This is a genomic window from Falsiroseomonas stagni DSM 19981 (genome assembly GCF_900114315.1).
Taxonomy (GTDB): domain Bacteria; phylum Pseudomonadota; class Alphaproteobacteria; order Acetobacterales; family Acetobacteraceae; genus Falsiroseomonas; species Falsiroseomonas stagni.
The window spans coordinates 137,373-160,145 of record NZ_FOSQ01000006.1 but is presented as its reverse complement, the minus strand read 5'-3'; the positions used below and the strand labels follow the sequence as shown (position 1 = coordinate 160,145).

Sequence of the window (22,773 nt, the reverse complement as noted above, 5' to 3'; positions counted from 1 at the left end):
GTTATACGCCCGGCCTCTACCCGATAAGCGGTCGTGGCGGAATGGTAGACGCGCCAGCTTGAGGTGCTGGTGGGGGCAACCCCGTGGAAGTTCGAATCTTCTCGACCGCACCAGGGCCCTGCGGGGTCCACCCCGCATCCTGCGGGCCTGGCAGATGATAATGCCGCTCACATAAGCTCTGCTTTATCCGTTTGGCGCGGTGGCGCCCCGGGCCGCTATGGCCTGGAGACGGTCGCCCATGATGCTTGCCCGCCTGACGATCCGTGCGAAGCTGATGGTCAGCTTCGGGCTCCTCACGGCGCTCTGCATCGCGGTCGCGGGCTTCGGCGCGGCGCAGCTCCAGGCGGTCAACACGGCGGCGCGTGAATTGCGGGAGGTCCGGCTGCCGGCCAGCCTCCATCTCGGCGTCTTCGGCACCGAGATGCAGCGCTTCCGCGCCCTGGAAGGCCTCCAGATCCTCGCCCCGCCGGATGAGGCGGAGGCCCAGGAACGCGAACTCCGCGCCATTGCGGGAGAGGTCGAGGCCGCCTGGCGGCGCTACCTTCCCCTGGTCGCCAGCACGCGGGAGCGTTCGCTGGCCGATGCCGCCGCCGCCGCCTGGGGCGCCTACCAGCAGGGCACCGCGAAGGTCGTCGCCTTCAAGCGGGAAGGCGACCCCGCCAACGCCATGCAGGTGTACCAGGGGGAGCAGTCCGTCGCGGCTACCCGCCTGCGGGACGCGGTCGACGCACTCACCGCCTACAACCGCACCGCCGCGGAAGTCGCCGGCCAGCGGGCCGATGCCGCGCATGAGGAGGCACTGCTCGCCAGCGGAATCGCGGCGGTCGCGGCGCTCCTGGCCGGCATTGCCATCGCCCTCCTGCTCAACCGCGACGTCGCAGGCGGCATCGGGCGCCTGTCGGTCCGTCTCCGCCGCATTGCCGAACGCGACTACGACTTCGACCTTCCCGATGCCCGCCGAGGCGATGAGGTCGGCGGCATGGCCCGCGCCCTCGACGAATGCCGCAACGCGCTGCGCGCCGCCGATGCCCTGGCGGCGGAGCGCGAGGCGGAGCAGGCGGCGCGGGTCGCCCGCGCGGAACGGGTCGATGCCCTGGTGCGGGAGTTCGAGGGCCAGGTCACCATGGCGCTCCGCTCCGTCGGCCAGGCCGTCCATTCGGTGGACGAGACGGCGGCGGCCCTCGATGAAACGGCGCGTGAGGGTGCTGCCCGCGCCGTCTCCGTCGCCGGCTCCGCCGAGGAAGCCAGCGGGGGCGTCCAGACCGTCGCCGCCTCGACCGAGGAACTCGGGGCGAGCGTCGCGGAGGTGGCCCGCCAGGTGGCGGAAAGCGCCCGCGCGGCGCGGGAGGCCAGCGCCCAGGTGCAGGCCGCCCAGGCCACCGTCGCCTCGCTGACCGACGCCGCGTCGGAGATCAATGAGGTGATGGGCCTGATCCGCGCCATCGCCGGGCAGACCAACCTCCTCGCCCTCAACGCCACGATCGAGGCCGCGCGGGCGGGCGAGGCCGGCAAGGGCTTCGCGGTGGTGGCGCAGGAAGTGAAGTCCCTGGCCGGGCAGACGGCCACGGCCACCACGCGCATCGCCGACCAGATCACCCGCATGCAGGCGGAGGTCACGAACGCCGTCGCGACCATCGCGGCCATCACCGGCACCATCGCCTCGGTCGACCAGATCGCCGTCCAGGTCGCCGCCGCCGCCGAACAGCAGGCCGCCGCGACGCAGGAGATCGGCCGCGCGGTGCATGAGGCCGCCGCGGGGACGCAGGCGGTCTCCGAATACTCCGTGGGGCTGACGCGCGATGCGCGCCGCACGGGAGAGGCCGCCGGCAGCCTTCGGGCCGCCTCCCAGGAGCTTACCGGCAAGTCCGGCGGACTGCGCCAGCAGGTGGACGGCTTCCTCGCCGCCCTGCGCGCCGCCTGACCCCCAGCCGACCGGCCAGAAAGGCCCTGACCGGGCACACCCGCCCTGCCTAGGAACGAGGAACACCCATGATGATCGCCCCTGCCTTCCGCCGCGTGGCGCTGGCCGCCGCCGCCACCTTCGTGCTCGCCGCCGGCTCCCTCTCCTCCGGTGCGGCCGCGCAGGGCTGGCGCGGCTGGAACATCCACACGCCCGAACACCCGAACGGCCGCGGCATGGATCACTTCGCCGACACCGTCGCCCGCACCTCCGAGGGCCGGCTCGCCCTGCGTACCTTCCACAACGGCCAGCTCGGCCAGCAGGATGAGGCGATCCAGCAGATCCGCCTCGGCACCATCGACTTCGCCAGCTTCAACCTGAATTCCTTCACCAACGTCGCCCCCGCCGCGGGCGTCGTGGCGCTGCCCTTCCTGTTCCGGGACAATGCCCATAGCCGCCTCGCCATCGATGGCGTCGCCGGGCAGGAAGTGGCGCGCGATCTCGAACAGGCCGGGCTGGTCGCGCTTGCCTGGTATGACAGCGGGGTGCGCAACCTCTACAGCGTCCGCCCCGTGCACAGCCTGTCGGACATGCAGGGGCTTCGCGTGCGCGTGCAGAATTCGAACCTGTGGCTGGAGACGATGCGCGCGCTCGGCGCTACCGCCGTCTCCGCGCCGCTCAGCGCCGTGATCCAGCGCTTCCAGTCCAATGCCATCGACGCGGCGGAGAACAACTGGGTCTCCTACCACACCGTCGGGCATTTCGAGGGCGCGCGCTTCATGACCATGACGCAGCACAGCGCGGTGCCGGAGGTGCTGGCCGTGTCCCGCACCCGCTGGAACCGCCTGCCGGAAGCGGATCGCGCCCTGCTGCGCGCTGCCGCCGTGGAATCCGCCACCCTGCAGCGGGACCTGATGGACCGGCAGGAGGCCGCGTCCCGCGACCACGTCATCGCCAACGGGATCACGGTGATCGAGCCCACGGACCGCGCGGCCTGGATCGCGGCCATGGACCCGGTCTATGCGCGCTTCGCGGGCACGCCGCGCCTCCAGGGCCTGGTCGAATCCATCCGCGCCCTGCGCTGAACCCAGGGCCGCCGGGCTTCGGCCCGGCGGCCATTCGGCGGGGCGTTAACCCTGGGCCTTCGCCGCCTGCCAGGCCGCCAGCTTCGCCCGCGCGCCGTTGGTCCGCGGGTCCATCGCCGTGTCGTGCTCCGGCGTCTTCGCCGTCAGCTCGATCACGTAGCCGTTGGGGTCCCGGAAGTAGATGGACTTGATGACCCCGTGGTCGGATGGCCCCCGCGTCTCGATGCCCGAAGCGCGCCCCTTCGCCAGCATCGCCTCCAGCGTCTCCATGGAGACTTCCATCGCTAGGTGCAGGTCGAAATCGTGCTGGTTGTGGAAGTCGAAGGGGCTGTCCGGCACCTCGAAGAAGGCCAGGTAGCTGTTGTCCGCCAGGCGGTAGAAGGTGTGCAGCACCTGTGCGGTGCGGCCCGTGGCGGTGGTGCCGATCGGCATCGCCTCCGCCAGCTCCAGGCCGAGGAACTCCTCGTAGAATTGCCGGGTCTCCTCGGAATCCCGGCAGCGATAGGCGATGTGGTGGTAGCCCAGGATCGCGCCCATCACGCGGCACTCTGCGACAGGACATGGTCCCGCCAGCCTTCCCAGGCCGCGTGCCCCGCCTTCCAGCCGGGCCTGGCCCGCATCGCCGCGATCCAGCGCCGCACGCGGGGGTAGGGCGTGTAGTCGAACCGCGCCATTTCCCCGAGTGTCGCGTAGGCCACGCCCATGTAGTCCGCCAGGTTGGGCTCCGCCCCGCCCAGGAACGGCCCGGGGTCCTTCAGCATGTCGGCGTCGAGGATGCGCATGAAGCGCTCCCCCTTCGCCGTGCAGCGGGCGTTCACCGCGGCCTGGATCACCGAATCCTCGAAGGCCATGTGCGGCATGATCCGCGGATACATCGCGCCGTAGCAGTATTCGCGGGAGAAGCCGGTATTGAACCAGTCCAGCTGCTCATCCACCCGCGCCCGGGCCTTGAGGTCCGTGGGATAGGCCGGGCTGCCGGCCAGGCTGGCGAGGTAGCGGAGGATCGCCGCATTCTCCGTCAGCACGAAGTCGCCATCCTCCAGCGTCGGCACCTGCTGGGTCGGGTTCTTGGCGGTGTAGCCGGGGGCCACATGCTCCCCGGTCAGCAGATCCACCGGCACGAGGTCCAGCTCGATTCCGGCCTCGGCCGCGAACATCTCCACCGGCCGGCACGTCGTGGATCCGCTGAAATGATACAGCCGCATGGGATTTCCTTCTCTCCGCGCCGCCCCTGTATCGCCCGCGCGCCCATCGCCTGCCAAGCGCAACCGATTGCCCCCCACACCCCCGGTCGCGCGCGGCGCGTATCTCCACTAAGGTAAGGGTGGAGGTGATTTGATGGACGAGGATTTCCGCAAGGCCGCGCTCGACTACCACCGCCTGCCAAGGCCGGGGAAGCTGAGCGTCGAGCCGACCAAGCGCATGGCCACCCAGCGCGACCTGGGCCTCGCCTATTCGCCCGGCGTCGCCGCGGCCTGCGAGGAGATCGCGAAGGACCCGAACGCCGCCTTCGAATACACCTCCCGCGGCAACCTCGTCGCCGTCATCACCAACGGCACCGCGGTGCTGGGCCTCGGCGCCATCGGCGCGCTGGCCTCCAAGCCCGTGATGGAAGGCAAGGCCGTCCTCTTCAAGAAGTTCGCCGGCATCGATTCCATCGACCTGGAGGTGGAGCAGCGCGACCCCCAGAAATTCATCGACGCGGTCGCGGCGCTGGAGCCGAGCTTCGGGGCCATCAACCTCGAGGACATCAAGGCCCCCGAGTGCTTCGAGATCGAGCGCACGCTGCGGGAGCGGATGAACATCCCCGTCTTCCATGACGACCAGCACGGCACGGCCATCATCGTCGCCGCCGCCGTCCGCAACGGCCTGCTGCTGCAGGGCAAGCGGCTGGAAGACGTGCGCGTGGTGAATACCGGCGGTGGCGCCGCCGCCATCGCCTGCCTCGACCTGCTGGTGGCCATGGGCCTGAAGCGGGAGAACGTGACGATCTGCGACATCGACGGCGTCGTCTGGAAGGGCCGCCCGAATACGGACCCCTACAAGGCCGCCTATGCGCAGGACACCAACGCCCGCACCTTGCAGGACGCGCTGCCGGGCGCCGATGTCTTCCTCGGCCTCTCCGCGCCCCGCATCCTGAAGGCGGAATGGCTGCCCCTGCTGGCGCCGAAGCCCCTGGTCCTGGCGCTGGCCAATCCCGAGCCCGAGATCCTGCCGGAGGCCGTCCGCGCCGCCCGCCCGGATGCGATCGTCGCCACCGGCCGGACGGACTATCCCAACCAGGTCAACAACGTCCTCTGCTTCCCCTTCATCTTCCGCGGTGCCCTCGATGCCGGCGCCACGACGATCAATGAGGCGATGAAGGTCGCCGCGGCGGACGCCATCGCGGCGCTCGCCCGGATGGAGGCGAGCGAGGTGGTGGCCGCGGCCTATGGCGGCAGCGCCCCCACCTTCGGGCCGGACTACATCATCCCCAAGCCCTTCGACCCCCGCCTGATCCTGGAAATCGCCCCCGCGGTGGCCAGGGCTGCGATGGATAGCGGCGTCGCCCGCCGCCCCATCGCCGACATGCAGAAGTACCGGCATGAGCTGGAGCGCTTCGTCTTCCGCTCCGGCAACCTCATGCGCCCGGTCTTCGAGGCCGCGCGCAAGCGCCTCTCCCGCGTCGTCTATGCCGAGGGCGAGGACGAACGCACGCTCCGCGCCGTGCAGACCGTGCTGGATGAAGGGCTCGCCGAGCCCATCGTCATCGGCCGCCGCGACGTCATCGCCGCCAAGGCCCGCGCCATGGGCCTGCGCATGGACTTTTCCGAATCTGTCCGGATCATGGACCCGCAGGCGGACGAAGCCGCCTTCGCGCCACTGATAAAGCTGTACCAGGAGAAGGTGGGCCGCCGCGGCATTCCGCCTGACGCCGCGGGCCGCCGCGTCGGCAACCGCCCGACCGTGGCCGCCGCGCTGCTGCTGGAAGCGGGCCTGGCCGATGCCTGCCTCTGCGGCGGCACCGGCGACTGGTTCCGCCACTGGCACCACGCCTTCGACGTGATCGGCAAGCGGGCGGAGGTGGATCGCGTCTATGCGCTCTCCGCCCTCATCGTCCCCAATGGCCACCTGTTCTTCGTGGACACCCATCTGACGGTGGACCCGACCGCGAAGCAGATCGTGGACATGACGCTGCTGGCGGCGGAGCAGATCCGCGCCTTCGGCCTGGCGCCCAAGGCCGCGCTGCTGTCCCATTCCAGCTTCGGTGCCTCCGGCGCGCCATCCGCCCGCAAGATGCGGGAGGCGCTTCGCCTGCTGCGCGCCCGCGGCACGGATTTCGAGGTGGATGGGGAGATGCACGCGGACGCCGCCCTCGTCCCCGCCATCCGGGACCGCGCGGTGGCGGACAGCACGCTGACCGATGCCGCGAACCTGCTGGTGATGCCGAGCCTCGACGCCGCCAACATCGCCTTCAACCTGCTGAAGGCGGCGGGAGAGGGGCTCCAGGTCGGCCCCATGCTCCTCGGCATGGCCAAGCCCATCCATGTGCTGGTGCCGAGCGTGACAGCGCGCGGCATCGTCAACATGACGGCGCTGGCGGCGGCGCAGGCGAACGGGATGCTGGTGGCGGGCTGATGCCGACAGCCTCGATGATCGACCTGCGACCGGCGTAGCCGGCAGAGGTCCCGGCCGCATCCCGCCACCGGTCATTGTCGCCGGTAGCGGAATGGCCGCTGTGCGGGCGCAGCGCCGGCAAGCCTGTCAGGGCCAGACAGGGGCGCCATCCAGCCCCGCGGTTTCCGGCAGGCCGCAGATCAGGTTCGCGTTCTGCACGGCCTGGCCGGCCGCTCCCTTGCCGAGGTTGTCGACCACGCCCATCGCGATCACCAGCTTGCGAACCGGATCGGCCGCATAGCTCACGAAGGCGAGGTTCGAGCCGGTCGCCCATTTGGTCTGCGGCGGCTTGTCCGTCACGCGGATGAAGGCGCGCCCGGCATAGAAGCGCCGCGCCGCGTCCAGGCACTGATCCGTGGTGGCGCGGCCGCGGCAGTAAATGGTGGCGAGGATGCCGCGGGTCATCGGCACCAGATGGGGCGTGAACACCAGCCCGGTGGCGCTGCCGCCGCCCAGCCGCTCGATCGTCCTGGCCATCTCGGGCATGTGGGTGTGCTGGAGCAGGCCATAGGGCACGAGGTTCTCGTTGCTCTCGGCGTAGCCGAACCGGCTGTCGGCGCCGCCCCGACCGGCGCCGGAGATGCCGGTCTTGGCGTCGATCACGATGTTCCCGGGATCGATCAGCCCATTGGCCAGCAGCGGCGCCAGCGCGGTCAGCGTCGCCGCGGGAAAGCAGCCGGGGTTGGCGATGCGGGTCTGGCCCATGATGTCGCCCGGCCAGACATCGGCCAGGCCATAGGTCCAACCCTCGACGTAGCGATGGTCACCGCCGATATCGACGATCTTCACCGCCGCGGGGACCCGCGCCAGCGCCTCCGCCGAGGTGCCCGTGGGGAGTGACGCGAACAGCACATCGAGCTTCGGCAGCGTCGCGGGGTCCCATTTCTCGATCACCAGTCCGGCCAGGCGGGACGGGACACCCGGGAAGCGGTCTGCCAGGCGGCTGCCGGCGCTGCCCTCGCCCGCGGCGTAGACGAGTTCGAAGGACGGATGGCCCGCGACCAGGCGCATCGCCTCGCCGCCGCCAAAGCCGCTGATCCCGACAATGCCGACGCGAATGCTCATGGTGCTGTCCCGCTGCCGGAGTGTGCGTCGGCAGCGGTGCCGAGGCGCTTGCTCATGTGGACGACAGCCCCGAACTGCGGGTGTTCTTCCTCCCGCTGCACCCGGTAGCCGACCCGGCTGTAGAGCCGCAGGTTCTCGGCGAAGAGCCCGTTGGTGTAGAGCCGTACTTCGCCAAGGCCGAGGGAGCGCGCGACCTCCTCCGCATGCGCCAGCAGGGCGCTTCCGTAGCCCCGGCCCTGCCGGGCGGGCGCGACCGCGACGTTGACGATCAGCAAATGGTCAGCCGTGGGCGCCATCTCGATCAGCGCGGCGGCTTCGCCATCCATGTGCAACAGGTCCACCAGGTGGTCGCGCACTGCCACATCGTAATCGGCGGTCATCGGCCGCGGCTCTCGCCCGAGGAGAGGCACCCACTTCGCGTAGGCCGCGCGGGTCAGTGCGCGGACGGCCGCCGCATCGGCGTCGGTGGCGCGTCGCATCGATCCATGCCCTGCGTCGCCGGGTCTTGCTGAAGGAGCGGGGTGGGCGGAGCCGCTGTCCTGCACGGTGTTCTCCTGTGATCTGGACAAACAAAAACCCCCGAAGCCAGGGGCTGCGGGGGTTCGGAGATGCGGGCTGATGCCGTCTCGGTGGTGGGCCGCTAGGGGCCGGACCTTGCCGGGGCCTGTCTGCACGCAGCCGTGGAAGCCGCCGCTGAGAAGCAGCGACGGCGTCGGTTGGCGTTGCGGCGGCGAAGGTCACGCATCGCAGGGACGGTAGTGATCCGCCTGAACGTCTGTCAACGAGGGTTTGTCGTCGTGCTGCCGGGACCTCCGCCATCACGCGCCCTGTCCCACGCTTCCCCCGTCGCCAGCCACCTGGCCCATTTCGCGCTTCCATTCGCCAGCGCGCGGGCCACCGCCACCTGGTGATCATAGGCGATCGCCACCAGATCGGCGGACAGCAGCCGCTCCTCCTCGATTTCCAGCACCGCGAAGCGGGCATGCGGCGCGCCCGTCTCGCTGACATGCGCAGGCGGCGTCGGGTCCTCATAGGCGGGCATCCCGACGCTGCCGGGGTTCACCACCACGCGTCCATCCGGCAATTGCCGGATCGCCGCCTGGTGGCTGTGGGCGCAGAGGATCAGCCTCTCCGCCATCGGCCCGAGCCGCGCCGCCACCTCGGCGACCGGCGCCGGCACCATCCGCCCGCCGGCCACATCCTCCAGCAGATAGGCATCGTCATTGTCGGGCCGCGCATGGAAGGCCAGCACGCCGGGCAGGGGGCGCAGATGCACCGGCAGCGCGCCCAGCCCGGCCCGCTCCTCGGCCGTCAGCGCGTCCCACGCGAAGCGGTCGGAAGCCCCGCCGCCGCCCTCCGCCACCCAGCGATCATGGTTGCCGCGCAACGAGGCGATGCCCGCCTCCCGCAGCAGCGCCAGCGTCTCCGCCGGCCACAAGGGCCCGGACACCAGGTCACCAAGGTTCACCACCGCCGCCACCCCCCGATGCCGCAGCGCCGCGAGCACCGCCTCCAGCGCCACCGCGTTCCCATGGATGTCCGCGATCACGCCGAGGCGCATGAGACGTCTCCTGCCCTTACCCGATGCTCGAAGGTCACACGGAAGCGCCGGCTGAACTGCATCGCGGCCAGGAAGGTCAGGTGGAAGGCCGCTTCCAGCACCAGCTCGCCGACGGGATCGGTGCTGGGCGGCCCCGGCGGCGGCCCGATCGCCTGGTCCGCCAGCGCCAGCAGCGCCGTGCCCAGCACGGCGAAGGCGGCATAGGCCAGCCGGAAGCCAGGCCAGCGCCGGAACCACAGCACCGCCATGCCCACCTGCACCCCCAGCACCAGCAGCGACAGCAGGTTCGATGCCAGCGCGGCCCCGCCGAGTGCGGGATCCATCCATTGCTGCCAGGCCACCACCACGCCCCCCGGCACGGCCAGCACCATCAGGGCGGAGACGACGCGCAGCCAGCCGCCCAGCCCGAACAGCCGGTGCGCCTCCGCCTCCGCCTCGCTCACCCGCACCCAGCCTGCCACGCACCGCACCCCTGCCAACGCCATCGTTCCTACCGGCGCATGAAGCCCGGCGGAAGCGGCGGCGTTGACGGTGCATGGCCCTGCTGACGCGCGCTGACCTCCGCCACCAATCCCGCTTCGCCTGGGCCTGCCTGGCCGCGCTGGCCGGCGTGGCCCCGTTGCTCTGGTGGCTCGACAAGCGCAGCGCCGCACTGGCCACCATCCTCGCCATGCTGGGGCTGCTCGCCGTCATCCTCCCACCCCGCGAACGCATGCCCCATTTGCCGATGCGCCTCCGCCGCCTGCCGATGAGCCTCGACGCCGCGCCGGTGCTGGCGACCATCCTCAGCACGCCGGGCCATGGGTTGAACTGGTTCCACGGCGCCAACAACTATGACGAGGTGGTGCACCTGGTCTCCGGCCTGCTCGCCGGCGCCGTCTTCGCGGGGCTGGTCCTGGCCGATGGCATGCCGCGCCGCCGCGCCCGCATGGCCGCCCTCGGCCTGGTCTTCGGCATCGCCCTGGCCCTGGGGTGGGAGGGATTGGAAGCCCTGCTCGGCATCATCGGCGGCACGACCGACACGATCTCCGACATCATCCTCACCACCCTCGGCGCCGCAATCGGTGCCGTCCTGTGGCGAGGCGGAAGGTGATGCGCGTCGCCACCTGGAACATCCATCGCGGCCGCGCCGCCTTCGGCCGCTTCCGGCCCGACCGCATCGCCGCGGTGGTGGCGCAGATCGCGCCGGATTTGATGGCGTTGCAGGAAGCGCAGCACCACCTCCGCCGCCATGACGCCATGCTGGACCTGGCGGCGATCGAGGCCGCGACCGGCCTGGTGCCGCTGCGCGTCGATCCCCTCCAGCAGGGTTGGCGCGGCAATGTCCTGCTGGCGCGGCGCGATGCGCGGTTGCTGTCCGCCCCGCGCGGCCTGCGCCTGGGCGGGTGGGAGCCGCGCGGCGGCATCCAGGCGGATCTCGACCTGGGCTTTGGCCCCTTCCGCCTGCTCTGCGCCCATCTGAGCCTGGGGCCCGCCCGCCGCCGCGCCCAGGCGGCGGCGCTGCTGGCCGCCATCAAGCCCGGCCTGCCGGTGCTGCTGATGGGCGACCTGAATGAATGGCGCCCCGGCGGAAGCGCGCTGGCGGTCCTCGCCCCCGCCTTCGGCCACCCCGCCATGGTGCCGAGTTTTCCTGCGTTTCGCCCCCTGCTGGCGCTGGACCACATCCTCTCCCACCCGCAGGGGCTGGTGACGGGGGTGGCCGTGCATGCGACGCCGGCCGCGCGCCGGGCTTCCGACCACCTGCCGCTCGTCGCGCGCTTCACCCCTTCCGGCTGAGGCGCCGCGCGCCCATCTTGCGGTCATGCCGAACCTGCCCGCCAAGCCCAGTTCGTCCGCGACGGGGAACACCGCCGTCGCCGCCTTCCTCGACAAGGTCGCGTCCCTGCCCGCCGTGGCGGTGGCGCCCGGCCGCGCCGGCCGGCTGCTCTTCGCCATCGACGCCACCGCCAGCCGCCAGCCCAGTTGGGACCGCGCCTGCCATTTGCAGGCGGAGATGTTCCACGCCGTGCGGGATAACGGCGGGCTGGCCGTCAGCCTCGCCTATTTCCGCGGCCATGGTGAATTCGCCGCGACCCCCTTCCTGACCTCCGCCGAGGAACTGGCGCGCCGCATGGCGGGCGTCACCTGCCTCGGCGGCCATACCCAGGTGGTGCGGACGCTGCGCCACGCTTTGGCACAGACGAAGGCGGATCGCGTCCACGCCCTCATCCTCATCGGCGATGCCTTCGAGGAGGAGGTGGACGAGGCCTGCCACCTGGCCGGCGAATGCGGCCTGCGCGGCCTGCCGCTGTTCTGCTTCCTGGAAGGCCAGCACCCCGTCGCCGCCAATGCCTTCCGCCAGATGGCGAAGCTGTCCGGCGGCGCCTTCGCCCCCTTCGACGCCGCCAGCGCCACCGCGCTGCGGGACCTGCTGCGCGCGGTCGCCGTCTATGCCGCCGGCGGGCGAAGGGCGCTTGCGCGCCTCACCAGCCCCGCCGCCCGCGGCATCGCAGGCCAGCTGCCCGCGCCCGCCTGATGGCCGCCCCCCTCTGATGGCCGCCCTTGCCCTCGGCGCCCTGGCGCTGGTCTTCGCGCTCGGCCTGCTGCAGCTCTTCGTGGCGGCGAAGCCCGGCCAGGTGAAGGCCGCGCTCATCTGGGGCGGCGGCGCGCTCGGGCTCGGCCTGTTTGTCCTGATGCTCGCAACCGGCCGCGGCGGCCAGGCCTTCTGGGCGCTGGCGCTGTTCGGGCCCGCGATCTGGCGCTGGTGGAAGGGCAGGGCAGCGGCGGCCACCTTCGCCCGCGGCGGCGCCGCCAATCCGGGCCAGGCCTCGGATGTCGAGACCTCGCACCTCGCCATGACGCTCGACCATGACAGCGGCCGCATGACCGGCCGGGTGAAGGCCGGCCGCCATGCCGGCGCCGACCTCGCCGACCTCGACCTCCCCGCGCTGCTCGCCCTGATGGCCGACCTCGCCGCCATCGACCCCGATGGCGTGCCCCTGCTGGAAGCCTGGCTCGACCGCGCCCATCCCGACTGGCGCGACGCCGCGCCCCCCACCGCCGCCGGCCCCCTGACCCGCGCCGAGGCGCTGGCCATCCTCGGCCTGGCGGAGGGCGCGACGCCGGAGGCCATCAAGGCCGCCCATCGCCGGCTGATGCGAAGCGCCCATCCCGACCAGGGCGGCTCCGACTGGCTCGCCGCCCGGTTGAACGAGGCCCGGGACCTCCTCCTCGGCGCGTGAGGCGGTGGACGCCTTAACCTGTCCATGGCATGGCTTCGCGCATCACCGCCAAGGGATCCACCACCCGTGCGCAAGCCGCTCCGCAAGGCTGTCCTTCCCGTCGCCGGTCTCGGCACCCGTTTCCTGCCCGCCACGAAGCAGATGGCGAAGGAGATGCTGCCCGTTGTGGATAAGCCGCTGATCCAGTACGCGGTGGAGGAAGCCCGCGCAGCGGGGATCGAGCAGTTCTGCTTCGTCACCGGCCGCGGCAAGACCATGCTGGTGGACCAGTTCGACGTGGCCTACGAACTCGAACGCACCCTGACCGAGCGCAACAAGACGAAGGAGCTCGACATGCTCCGCGCCCAGGCGCTGCCGCCCGGGTCCATCGTCTCGACGCGCCAGCAATCGGCACTCGGCCTCGGCCACGCCATCTGGTGCGCGCGGTCCTTCATCGCCGATGAGCCCTTCGCCATCCTGCTGCCGGACGACCTCATGCTCTGCGACGTGTCCTGCACGAAGCAGCTGGCGGATGCCTACAACGAGACCGGCGGCAATGTCGTCGCGATCGAGGAAGTGCCGATGGTCCGCGTCTCCTCCTACGGCGTCATCGCGCCGGGGGCGACCACGGGCAACCTCGTCGAGGTGAAGGGCCTTGTCGAGAAGCCGAAGCAGGAGGAAGCGCCGAGCAACCTCACCGTCATCGGCCGCTACGTGCTGATGCCGGAGGTGATCGCCCACCTGTCCAAGATGGAAAAGGGCGCGGGCGGGGAGATCCAGCTGACCGACAGCATGGCCATGCTGATCGGCACCCAGCCCTTCCACGGCGTGCGCTATGAAGGCCGCCGCTTCGATTGCGGCGACAAGGCCGGCTACCTGGAAGCCCAGGTCGCCTTCGCGCTGTCGCGCCCGGACATGGCGCCGGCGATGCAGTCGATCATCAAGAAGTACAGCTGAGCAGAAGTGGAGACGACGCAGGACATGACGGCCTTCAACCACCGCTTCGACCCCACCTCGCTCCGCGAATACGACATCCGCGGCATCGTCGGCGAAACCCTGAAGCCGGAGGATGCCTTCGCCATCGGGCGCTGCTTCGGCTCCATCGTCTCCCGCGGCCAGAATGGGGAAAAGGGGGGTACCAAGGTCGCGGTGGGCTATGATGGCCGCCTGTCTTCGCCGGAGCTGGAAGCGCAGCTCGTCGCGGGGCTCCGCGCCTGCGGGCTGGAGGTGCTGCGCATCGGCTGCGGGCCGACGCCGATGCTCTACTTCGCCTCCTACGCGCTGAAGGCCGATGGCGCTATCATGGTGACGGGCAGCCACAACCCGCCCAACTACAACGGCTTCAAGATGATGCTGGGGAAGAAGCCCTTCTTCGGCCCGCAGATCCAGCAGATCGGCCGCATGGCCGCCGAAGGGGATGTCGTCCCCGCCGCCGTCGGCACCGATCGCCAGGTCGATGTGTCCGAGGACTACATCACCCGCATGATGCAGGACTGGGATGGCGGGGACCGCGCGCTGAAGGTCGTGTGGGACCCGGGCAATGGATCGGGCGCCGAGATCACCAAGCGCATGGTGGCCCGGCTGCCGGGCACGCACTACGTCATCAACGGCACCATCGACGGCACCTTCCCGGCCCACCATCCGGACCCGACGGTCGCCAAGAACCTGGAACAGATCATCGCGGAAGTCGCGAAGAACGGCGCCGACCTCGGCATCGCCTTCGATGGGGACGCCGACCGGATCGGCGTGGTGGACAATGAAGGCCACATCCTGTTCGGCGACCAGCTGCTGATCGTCCTGGCGCGCGATGTCCTGAAGTCGAAGCCCGGCGGCACCATCATCGCCGATGTGAAGGCCAGCCAGGTCCTGTTCGACGAAGTCGCCAAGGCCGGCGGCACGCCGCTGATGTGGAAGACCGGCCACAGCCTCATCAAGTCCAAGATGGCCGAGACCGGCAGCCCCCTGGCCGGGGAGATGTCGGGCCACATCTTCTTCGCGGACAAGTGGTACGGCTTCGACGACGCCCCCTATTCCGCCATCCGCCTGCTCGGCATCGTGGCGCGCATGGAGGGCAAGCTGTCGGAAGTCCGCGCCGCGCTGCCGCAGGTCATCAACACCCCCGAACTCCGCTTCGATTGCCCGGACACGCGCAAATTCGACGTGGTGGCGGAAGTGAAGGCCCGCCTCGCGGCGGAAGGCGCCAAGGTGCAGGACGTCGATGGCGTCCGCGTGCTGACGGAGGATGGCTGGTGGCTGCTCCGCGCCTCCAACACCCAGGCCGTTCTGGTGGCGCGCGCGGAGGCTTCCAGCGAGGCCGGGCTCGAACGCCTCAAGGCCGGCATCGCGAAGCAGCTCCAGGCCTCCGGCCTCGCCGCCCCGGACTTCACGGGTGAGAACGCCGGCCACTGAGCCGGCTGCCGTGCGGGTCTTCCTGTACGGCACGCTGCTGGACCCCAGGGTCCTCGCCGCCCGCGCCGGCCGCCATGGCCTGCGCGGGGTGCCGGCCATCCTGCCGGGATGGCGGCGCGTGGCGCTGCGCGGCCAGCCCTATCCGACGCTGCTGCGCGCCCGTTGCCATTCCGTCCACGGCCTGGTCGTCACCCTGGCCGGTGCGCCGCTCCGTCGCCTGCACGCCTATGAGGGGGCCGCCTATCGCCTGCGGCCGGTCCGGCTCCGCCTGTCGCGCGGCCGCCTGGCCGCCCTGGCCTGGATCGCCCACCCCGCCCTGGCGGCAGCCGGCAGCCCCTGGCGAACCCTTCCATGATGTCCAGGTGAAACACGCGAAATAGTGAGGACCTTTACTACGCCGTCGGCGCTGGCGCCGCGGCCATCTTCCCGTGCATGGTGAACCCGTCAGGTCGCAGTCGCGTTGGCACCGGTGGTTATGGGGATGGAGGGTCTGGCGATGCCGGCTGATGGGCGACGGGTCCTTGTCGTGGAGGATGAGGCGCTGGTGGCCATGCTGGTGGAGGATGCGCTGCTCGACGCCGGCTTCTCCGTCATCGGTCCCGCCGCGACGGTGGAGGAAGCGATGGGCTTCCTGGCCGCCGAACGGCCTGATGCCGTGGTGCTGGACCTGAACCTGGCGGGCGAGACCTCCACCCCCGTTGCCGATGCGCTGGCGTTGCGCGGCATCCCCTATGTCATCGCCACGGGCTACGGTGCCTCCGGCCTGCCGGCCGGGCACCAGAAGGCCATGGTGCTGGCCAAGCCCTATGACCCGAGCGAGTTGACGGCGATGCTGGGGCGGATCTGCGCCCCGGTCTGACGCACGCCTTCCGGCCCAGGGTATCCCGCCGCCCTGGCATCATCCGGGCCCGGCCTTGCCGATGTCCGATCGCGTGGCGCGCGCCGGACCCGCCCGCGATGCGAAGCGGGGGGCGCGTCTGGCAACCATGGTGATGGAACCCGTGACCCGGCGGGCGGCATGGCGGCTGGCCCTGGCCGGCGCGCTGCCATGGGCCATCGCCGGCAGTGCCATCGCGTCCGAGCATGATTCGCTGCAGGCCGCCGCGCGGCTGACGGCGGCTTCCCTGGCGCGGGAGCTGGACCGGCAATGGGCCAGGCTGCGCGCCCTGGCGGCGGAGGTGGAGCGCGGCCAGGCCGCCCAGCCCGTGCCGGAACTCCGCCGCATGATGAACGCCGCCCAGCAGGCGGCCCCGCATACCGTCTGGATCGGCGTCGCCAGTGCCCGCGACGGCAAGGTCATCGCCGCCTCCGCCGGCGTGCTGGAAAGCGCCGACGTCTCCGCCCGGCCCTGGTTCCAGGCCGGGCTGCAGCGCCATTTCGCGGGCGATGTCCACAGCGCGGCGTTGCTGGTCACCGCGCTGCGGCGGGACCCCCGCGACGAACCGCTGCGGCTGATCGACTTCACCACGCCCGTCCGCAATGCCGCCGGCCAGGTGGTGGGGGTGCTGGGGTCGCATGTCGATTGGCGCTGGGTGACGGCGATCATCGCCGGCGCGCCCATCCCGCCGGGCGCGCAGGTGGCGCTGCTGTCGCGGGAGGGGAATGTGCTGTTCGGGGCCGAGGGGCACTGGATGACCGCCAGCCCCCGGCCACCCCTGTCACTGGTGCAGCAGGCGCCGGAAGCGCCGGGCCTCGGCTGGCGCTTGGTCGGCCTGCCCGCGAGCACGCTGCGCGGACGGGGATAGGACGCCCGCCCCCCTCCGCCCGTCTGGCAGTCGGCAGCGCTTGAACAATACCTGACCGCGCGATCAGGCAATCCTACACCGCCGCGCTGTGCCGCGCCGGACCGCCGCCGAGATAGGCATCGAAGGCCGCCGCGATGTGGCGCACGAAGCGCCGTCCGGCCTCGGTCGTGGCCAGCCTGCCATCCGCCACCGTCGCCAGCCCATCGGCCACCAGCGGTTCCAGCCGCGCCTCCGCCGCGCGCCAGACCTTCAGCGGCACGCGCCGCAGGTCCAGCGACAGGTCGCACATCACCGCCTCGATGATGCCGCGCCGCAGCCGGTCCTCCTTCGTCAGGGCCAGGCCGCGGGCGATGGGCAGCCGCCCGGCCTCCACCGCCGCCAGCCAGGCGCGCTCATCGGGCAGGTTCTGCGCATAGCCCTCCGCCAGCGACCCGATGGCGGAGGCACCGAGGCCGAGCAGCACCGGCGCGCGATCCGTCGTGTAGCCCTGGAAGTTGCGCCGCAGCGCGCCTGCCTTCGCCGCCACCGCCATCGGGTCCTCCGGCCGCGCGAAATGGTCGAGCCCGATGGCGACATAGCCCGCCGCCAGCAGCGCCCGCTCCGCCGCCTCCGCCTGGTCCATCCGGGCCATGGCATCGGGCAGCAGCGCCTCCGGGATCGCCTTCTGGTGCGGCTTCATCCAGGGCACATGGGCATAGCCGAACACCGCGACCCGGTCCGCCCCGGCTTCGGCGGCGAAGCGGGCGCTGGCCTCGACATGGGCGGTGGTCTGGCCGGGCAGGCCGTACATCAGGTCGAAATTGATGCCCTTGATCCCGGCGGCGCGCAGCTTCGCGACCGCCCCCGCCACCAGCGCCGGCGGCTGGATGCGGCCGATCAGCGTCTGCACCTCCGCCGCCATGTCCTGCACGCCGAGGCTGGCGCGCCCGAAGCCCTGCCGCGCCAGGACGGCCACGATGGCATCATCCAGCAGCCGGGGGTCGAGTTCGACGGAAAGCTCCGCATCGGGCAGGAAGGCGAAGCGCTGGCGAAGCCCCTCCATCACGCCCTCCAGCGCCTCCGCCCCCAGGGCGGACGGCGTGCCGCCGCCGAGGTGCAGCGCCTCCACCGGCGCTGCCTCCGGCAAGGCGGCGGCAAGCAGCGCCGCCTCCGCCACCAGCCCCTGCGCGTAGCGGCTGGTCCGCGCGACGGATCGCGTCACGCTGGTGTGGCAGCCGCAATACCAGCAGAGCGACTTGCAGAAGGGGATGTGGAGATACAGCGAAAGCCGGTCCCCCGGCGCCACGGCGCCGAGCCATTCCCGGTAGCGCGCTTCCTCCAGCGCCCCGAAATGCGGCGCGGTGGGGTAGGAGGTGTAGCGCGGCAGGTTCTGGCGCGCGTAGCGGGCCAGGATGGCGCGGGAGGGGCGGAGGCCTGGGGGAGGGAGTGCGTCCATGACCCATCCTTCCCCGTCTGGCAGCGTCGGCGCCTTGCGGAGGATCAAGTTCCGCGCGCGATTTCCGGGCGCCGCGGGACTTGCCGGATCGACGATGTTCCTGTTATGTTCATTGCGTCACGGGGCCGGATTGCGTCCGGCGCCGGGGCAGCGCGGGTCCCGCATCGGTCCGAGGCACCCCGTGAATCGCGACTAAATGCACTAAAACGGCTAAATCGGCTAAAAGTCCTAAAAAGGATGGATCCGCTTCGGGATCGAGGGCGTCAGGTGGCCGCCGGCCAGCGGGGCGCCGGGGCCCAGCCGGCGGCGGCGGGCGCCCGCTCCTCCTCCGGATCGGGTGTCGCCAGCACGGCGCGGCGGAACACCAGGGTGAATTCGGCCCCGGCCTCCGTGCCATCCGCCACGTTGTCCGCCGTGATGCGCCCGCCGATGCCGCGCATGATGGTGCGGGAGATGGACAGGCCGAGCCCGGTGCCGAAGCCCGGCGGCTTGGTGGTGTAGAAGGGCTCGAACAGCTTGTCCCGCACCTCCGGCGCCAGGCCCGGGCCGCTGTCGCGGACCCGCAGCGTCACCTCATCCGCCAGCGGGCCGATCTCGGCCTCGATCCGCAGGCGCCGACGTTCCGGCGGGCGGTCCAGCAGCGCGTCGCGGGCATTCAGCACCAGGTTCAGCAGCACCTGCTCCACCAGGATCACCTGGCCGACCACGGGGGGCAGCACGTCGGGCAGGCGCAGCTGGACCTGGATCCCCGCATCCCGCAGCGCCTGGCCGGCCAGCACCATCATCCCGTGCACCGCGCCGCCCAGGTCGATCGCCTCCAGCGCGGAGACATCGACGCGGGAGAAGGCACGAAGCTGGGTGACGATGGCCTTGGCCCGGTCGGCCTGGGCCATGATCCGGCGGAGTCGCGTCAGCGCCTCCTCCACCCCGTCCTCGCCCGCCTCCAGCGCCTCCGCCGCGTTCTCGGCGGCGAGCGACATGATGGCGATGGGCTGGTTGAGTTCATGCGCCAGCCCGGCCGCCATCTCGCCGAGGGTGGCGAATTTGGCGGCGGTGGCGGCCTGCAGCGCCAGCTCGCGCTCCGCCGTGATGTCCTCCAGCACGCCCGATGCCTCGATGCCCGCGGCGCCGCGGCCGGTGACGCGCGCGGTCTCCCGCAGCCACATCCAGGCGCCGTCGGCCCGGCGGAAGCGGTATTCGGCGGTGGCCTGGGTCTCGCGCCGCAGGCGGTCCGGCAGGTCCGGGCCGAGCGGCAGGGTCTGCGCATCCACGCCACGCTGCCGCCAGCCCGGCCGCAGCGCCGCTTCCACGGTCCAGCCCGTCAGCCGTTCCACGCCGGGGCCGATCTCCGTCAGCCGCATGGCCCCGCCCACCTCGATCACGGCGCGGTAGGTGATGGCCGGCAGCGAATCATCCACCGCATCCGGCGGCTCCGCCGGCGCCGGGCGCCGCAGCAGCGGCATCCCGATCGCGCCCAGGCCGATCACCGCGGCCAGCAGGAAGGGGAACCAGGCGCCGTTCGCCGCCGCCTCCTCCAGCGCCGCGACCAGCAGCAGGTCGCCGCCGGCCGGCGCGGCGGCAAGTGTCAAGGGCGGCAGCCCATCCACCGCCGCCCGCCGCGACACGGCGGTGGTGGGCGTGGGAAGCGGCCAGAGGGGGGCCGGCAGCGGGGTCCCGCCGGTGGCGAGCGGCATGCCATCGGCGCGCAGCAGCGCCAGTCGCAGCCCCGGCAGCACCGCCGCATCGCCCAGCGCCCGGTCGAGCCGCCGCGGATCGATCGCCGCCACCGCGATGCCCGTGAAGCCCCGCGAATCAGCCAGCGGCCGCGTCGCCAGCAGGCTGCGCGGCCCGCCCGGCAGGTCCAGCAGGGCCGGCGCCATCAGTACATCCGCCCGACCGCCACGGTGCAGGCCGAAGCTCTCCCGATCCGCCAGGGAGGTGCCGGTCAGCGGCGCATGGGTGGTCCAGACGATTCGCCCCTGCGCATCCGTCACCGCCGCGAATTGCAGCCCGTCGCGCCGCGCCGCTTCCGCCAGCAGCCTTTCGGCCACCTGCTGTGCCGCGCGGTCACCGCGCGCCGCGGCCTGGTGGCGCTGCTCGGCCGCGCCCAGCGCTTCCGCCAGCCCCTCGATCGGCTGGGCGACGAGGGCCCGGGCGCCCCGCGCGGCGCGTTCCGCGGTGGCGATCGCGGTCGCCGCCCGGGCCTCGGCCTGCGACTCCGCATGCATCCACGCCGACCCGAGGGCGAGGCCGGCCACGGCCACGCCCGCCACGAGGCCGTAGCCCCGGGAACCTGTCGTTGCGGGCTGCCTTTCGCGCTTGATGGGAACGCTGCCTCTTGATGGGGGAAGCCCCCGAGCCTGATGGACCGCCACGCCCTGCGCCACAGCCGGCACGCAGGCGCTTCCGATTCGGAAACAAACTTACGGCAGGTGCCACGGGGAGGCATCGCATGGCGGTCGGAACGCGTGAACGTTACGCTCGCGGCCATGTGAGCGTGGCTTTCCTGCATCACGACAAGACAACCGGAAGGTCAGGCCGCGCCTTCCAATACGCCTTCGGCGCGTTCCAGTGCCGCGAGTCGGGCGGCGAGGTCATCCTCCCGGCAGGCCATCACCGCCACCACGCCCGCGCCCACCAGCCGGTTGCCCCGGTCGCCGAGCTTCACGCCATCGCCCGCATCGATGTCCACCACCAGCCCGCCCGGCCCGGCCTTGGCCCGCAGCACGCAGGCCAGGCGCTGGTCCGGGCCGAGTACCAGGCGGCGCCAGGGTTCCCCGCCCTCGCCCCGCAGGCGCAGCCGGATCGCGCCGCCGCCGGGCGGGCCGCGCAGTTCCAGCACCGCCCGCATCGCCGTGCCGGCCGGCACCGCGGCCGGCAGGCCGAGCGTGGCGACGCCGTCCCGCGTCCAGCAGCCCCAGGCTTCCTGCCACCACCAGCCCAGCCCCTGGCGCACACGTTCCGCCCAGGCCACCGCGCTGGTGGCCGCCGGCGGGCCGCCGGTGCCGAGCGGAAGCCGCTCCCCCAGCGGCAAGGCGGGCTCCGCGTCGCCCTCGCCGGGCCGGGCCAGCGCGGCCAGCGCCTCCGCCGCCGCCTGGTGCCAGCTTCGCCCCGCCGCCTTGCGATCGATCCCGGCTTCCAGGGCCGCGCGATGGGCGGTGTCCGTGACGAGGCGCTCCAGCACCTCCACCAGCGCCGGCTCGTCCTGGGGCGGGAAGAAGACGGCGCCGGGTGCGCCCGATTCCAGCAGCCCGGACTGCGCCGGCACCACCGCCAGCTTGCCCGCCGCCAGGCTCTCGCTGACCGGCAGGCCCCAGCCTTCGTGGAAGGAGTTGTAGATGGTGAAGTCGCAGCGCGCGTAGAGCCCGGCCAGCGCCAGGTCCGACACGTCATGCAGCACGGAGACCTGGCGGCGCAGCGCCGGGGATCGTTCCCGCAGGCCGAGTGCCGCTTCCGCATGCCAGCCCGGCTTGCCGACGCAGACCAGCCGCGGCACCGCGGCCGCGCCGAGCCGCCGGATCAGCGCCAGCCAGGCCTGGAACACCATCAGATGGTTCTTGCGCGATTCCAGCGTGGCGACGAACAGCACGAAGCGCTCCCCGGGCAGGGGCGCGGGCAGGGCCTCCGCCGCCGCGCGGGCGGCGCCGGCCTCCGCCGGCGGGCCGAGCCCCTCCGCCGCCAGCCGCACTACCGTCGCGGGCCGTTCCGGGCCGAGGCCCGCGGCGAATTGCCGCACGTCCTGCAGCGTGCTTTCCGAATTCGCCAGCAGCGCATCGGCGTGCAGGGACAGCGCGGCGAACCAGCGCGCATAGAGCCGCACGGTGAGGCCGAGGCAGTGCTCGGGCATCACCAGCGGCACGCAGTCATGCACGAAGGCGACGTAGCGGAAGGGCACCTGCGCGCGGAGCATGCGGAGGCCGCGGAAGTAATCCTCCACCCCCCAGGCATTGCCGAGCGTCGTCAATGTCGCCCCTGCCTTCAGCGGCGCATCGGGCCGGGCATCGGCGTTGCAGAGCGTCGCGGTCGCAGCGCGCCAGGCGGGTTCATCCGCCCGCGCGCCGAGGCGCGCCAGGCCGAGGACCTGCCGGAAGGCGCGCTCCTCCACATGCCACCAGCGCCAGGTGGAAGGTTCATAGGCCATCAGCAGCAGGTCCGGCCGACCGGGGCCGCGGGAGGTCGCCAGAACGGCGCCAAGCATCCCCATCTGCACGCGCTGGATGCCGGTGGGGGTGCGGGCCTCCCGCAGATAGGCCAGCAGGTCCGTGACGTCGAAGGCGAGTTGGGATGGCGCGCCGCCGGGCCGAAGCGGCGGGGCCTGCACCGGGCCGTCGCCGGGGATGTCCCGCCGGTGCCGCACCAGCGCATCGGCGCGCCGCAGCACGGTGTTGTAGGGCGCGCAGGCCAGGGCGCGGGCGATCGCCTCCGCGGCTTCGCGCCCCCGCCCGAGCATGCGGAGCGCCTGGCTGATCTGCAGCGGCGGGTCGAAGTCGCGCGGCTCCAGCGCCTCCGCCTGCCGGTAGATCGCGAGCGCACCCTCGACATCCCCGCGTTCCTTCACACAGTGGCCGAGCTGGACCAGGATCTCCCAGTGCCGCGGCCGTTCGGCGAGGTAGGCGCGATAGAGATGCTCCGCCTCCGCCCAGCGGCGCTGGTCGCGCATCGCATCGGCTTTGGCGCGGATCGCTTCAGGCGTGGGTTTCGGGCTGTCCATCGGCG

Annotated in this window: 21 protein-coding genes and 1 tRNA gene; 13 read left to right on the top strand and 9 right to left on the bottom strand. The window is 72.0% G+C overall.

Annotated elements, in window-relative coordinates; all coding sequences use genetic code 11:
* Positions 1-27 precede the first annotated feature (27 nt).
* The 3 genes from BM041_RS16605 (at position 28) to dctP (ending at position 2,985) form a co-directional block, all read left to right on the top strand.
* Positions 28-113, top strand: a tRNA-Leu gene (locus BM041_RS16605).
* A gap of 125 nt (positions 114-238) precedes the next feature.
* Positions 239-1,921 carry a methyl-accepting chemotaxis protein gene (locus BM041_RS16600; protein ID WP_175533980.1) on the top strand — a complete coding sequence of 561 codons (1,683 nt, stop codon included), beginning with the start codon at positions 239-241 and terminating at the stop codon, positions 1,919-1,921.
* Positions 1,922-1,989: 68 nt separating this feature from the next.
* Positions 1,990-2,985, top strand: coding sequence for a TRAP transporter substrate-binding protein DctP (gene dctP, locus BM041_RS16595; RefSeq protein WP_245762131.1), 996 nt, complete (start codon positions 1,990-1,992; stop codon positions 2,983-2,985).
* Between the two features lie 45 nt (positions 2,986-3,030).
* Here the strand turns inward: dctP and BM041_RS16590 are convergent, their stop codons facing one another.
* Positions 3,031-3,522, bottom strand: a complete 492-nt coding sequence (locus tag BM041_RS16590) for a VOC family protein (RefSeq protein ID WP_092961191.1) — start codon at positions 3,520-3,522, stop codon at positions 3,031-3,033.
* Positions 3,522-4,190, bottom strand: a complete 669-nt coding sequence (locus BM041_RS16585; RefSeq protein WP_092960995.1) for a glutathione S-transferase family protein — start codon at positions 4,188-4,190, stop codon at positions 3,522-3,524. The genes BM041_RS16590 and BM041_RS16585 overlap by 1 nt, the downstream gene beginning before the upstream one ends.
* 133 nt (positions 4,191-4,323) lie before the next feature.
* On the opposite strand from BM041_RS16585, the gene BM041_RS16580 reads away from it, so the two are divergent.
* Positions 4,324-6,603 carry an NADP-dependent malic enzyme gene (locus tag BM041_RS16580; protein WP_092960994.1) on the top strand — a complete coding sequence of 760 codons (2,280 nt, stop codon included), beginning with the start codon at positions 4,324-4,326 and terminating at the stop codon, positions 6,601-6,603.
* A gap of 126 nt (positions 6,604-6,729) precedes the next feature.
* Here the strand turns inward: BM041_RS16580 and argC are convergent, their stop codons facing one another.
* The 4 genes from argC to BM041_RS16560 all read right to left on the bottom strand — a co-directional run bounded on the left by argC (position 6,730) and on the right by BM041_RS16560 (position 9,729).
* Positions 6,730-7,707, bottom strand: a complete 978-nt coding sequence (gene argC / locus BM041_RS16575) for an N-acetyl-gamma-glutamyl-phosphate reductase (protein ID WP_092960993.1) — start codon at positions 7,705-7,707, stop codon at positions 6,730-6,732.
* On the bottom strand, positions 7,704-8,186 hold the full coding sequence (locus BM041_RS16570) for a GNAT family N-acetyltransferase (RefSeq protein WP_092960992.1): 483 nt from the start codon (positions 8,184-8,186) through the stop codon (positions 7,704-7,706). The genes argC and BM041_RS16570 overlap by 4 nt, the downstream gene beginning before the upstream one ends.
* 299 nt (positions 8,187-8,485) lie before the next feature.
* Positions 8,486-9,268, bottom strand: a complete 783-nt coding sequence (locus BM041_RS16565; protein WP_092960991.1) for a metallophosphoesterase family protein — start codon at positions 9,266-9,268, stop codon at positions 8,486-8,488.
* Complete coding sequence (locus tag BM041_RS16560; protein WP_092960990.1) at positions 9,253-9,729, bottom strand: hypothetical protein; 477 nt, start codon at positions 9,727-9,729, stop codon at positions 9,253-9,255. Before BM041_RS16560 ends, BM041_RS16565 begins: the two co-directional genes overlap by 16 nt.
* Positions 9,730-9,803: 74 nt before the next feature.
* Between BM041_RS16560 and BM041_RS16555 the strand changes: the two genes are divergently transcribed.
* The 9 genes from BM041_RS16555 (at position 9,804) to BM041_RS16515 (ending at position 16,622) form a co-directional block, all read left to right on the top strand.
* Complete coding sequence (locus tag BM041_RS16555; RefSeq protein WP_092960989.1) at positions 9,804-10,361, top strand: hypothetical protein; 558 nt, start codon at positions 9,804-9,806, stop codon at positions 10,359-10,361.
* Complete coding sequence (locus BM041_RS16550) at positions 10,361-11,044, top strand: endonuclease/exonuclease/phosphatase family protein (protein ID WP_092960988.1); 684 nt, start codon at positions 10,361-10,363, stop codon at positions 11,042-11,044. The genes BM041_RS16555 and BM041_RS16550 overlap by 1 nt, the downstream gene beginning before the upstream one ends.
* A 25-nt stretch (positions 11,045-11,069) precedes the next feature.
* Positions 11,070-11,783 (top strand): hypothetical protein, encoded by a 714-nt coding sequence (locus tag BM041_RS16545; RefSeq protein WP_092960987.1) that lies wholly within the window; start codon positions 11,070-11,072, stop codon positions 11,781-11,783.
* Positions 11,784-11,799: 16 nt separating this feature from the next.
* The gene (locus BM041_RS16540) at positions 11,800-12,489 is read left to right on the top strand and encodes a J domain-containing protein (RefSeq protein WP_092960986.1); all 690 of its coding nucleotides are present in this window, start codon (positions 11,800-11,802) and stop codon (positions 12,487-12,489) included.
* Between the two features lie 66 nt (positions 12,490-12,555).
* Complete coding sequence (galU, locus tag BM041_RS16535) at positions 12,556-13,425, top strand: UTP--glucose-1-phosphate uridylyltransferase GalU (protein WP_175533979.1); 870 nt, start codon at positions 12,556-12,558, stop codon at positions 13,423-13,425.
* A gap of 24 nt (positions 13,426-13,449) precedes the next feature.
* The gene (gene pgmG, locus BM041_RS16530; protein ID WP_092961190.1) at positions 13,450-14,877 is read left to right on the top strand and encodes a phosphoglucomutase/phosphomannomutase PgmG; all 1,428 of its coding nucleotides are present in this window, start codon (positions 13,450-13,452) and stop codon (positions 14,875-14,877) included.
* 10 nt (positions 14,878-14,887) lie between these two features.
* The gene (locus BM041_RS16525; protein ID WP_175533978.1) at positions 14,888-15,232 is read left to right on the top strand and encodes a gamma-glutamylcyclotransferase family protein; all 345 of its coding nucleotides are present in this window, start codon (positions 14,888-14,890) and stop codon (positions 15,230-15,232) included.
* A gap of 141 nt (positions 15,233-15,373) precedes the next feature.
* Entirely contained in the window at positions 15,374-15,736 is a 363-nt protein-coding gene (locus BM041_RS16520; protein WP_245762130.1) for a response regulator, read from the top strand.
* 127 nt (positions 15,737-15,863) lie between these two features.
* Positions 15,864-16,622 (top strand): cache domain-containing protein, encoded by a 759-nt coding sequence (locus tag BM041_RS16515; protein ID WP_092961188.1) that lies wholly within the window; start codon positions 15,864-15,866, stop codon positions 16,620-16,622.
* A 73-nt stretch (positions 16,623-16,695) separates the two neighbouring features.
* Here BM041_RS16515 and hemN read toward each other — a convergent pair whose 3' ends face one another.
* The 3 genes from hemN to BM041_RS16500 all read right to left on the bottom strand — a co-directional run bounded on the left by hemN (position 16,696) and on the right by BM041_RS16500 (position 22,768).
* A complete protein-coding gene (hemN, locus tag BM041_RS16510; protein WP_092960983.1) occupies positions 16,696-18,057 on the bottom strand; it encodes an oxygen-independent coproporphyrinogen III oxidase in 1,362 nt (453 codons plus the stop codon).
* A 263-nt stretch (positions 18,058-18,320) separates the two neighbouring features.
* Entirely contained in the window at positions 18,321-20,321 is a 2,001-nt protein-coding gene (locus BM041_RS16505) for an ATP-binding protein (RefSeq protein WP_217648746.1), read from the bottom strand.
* Between the two features lie 269 nt (positions 20,322-20,590).
* On the bottom strand, positions 20,591-22,768 hold the full coding sequence (locus BM041_RS16500; protein ID WP_092960981.1) for a glycosyltransferase: 2,178 nt from the start codon (positions 22,766-22,768) through the stop codon (positions 20,591-20,593).
* Positions 22,769-22,773: the final 5 nt, after the last annotated feature.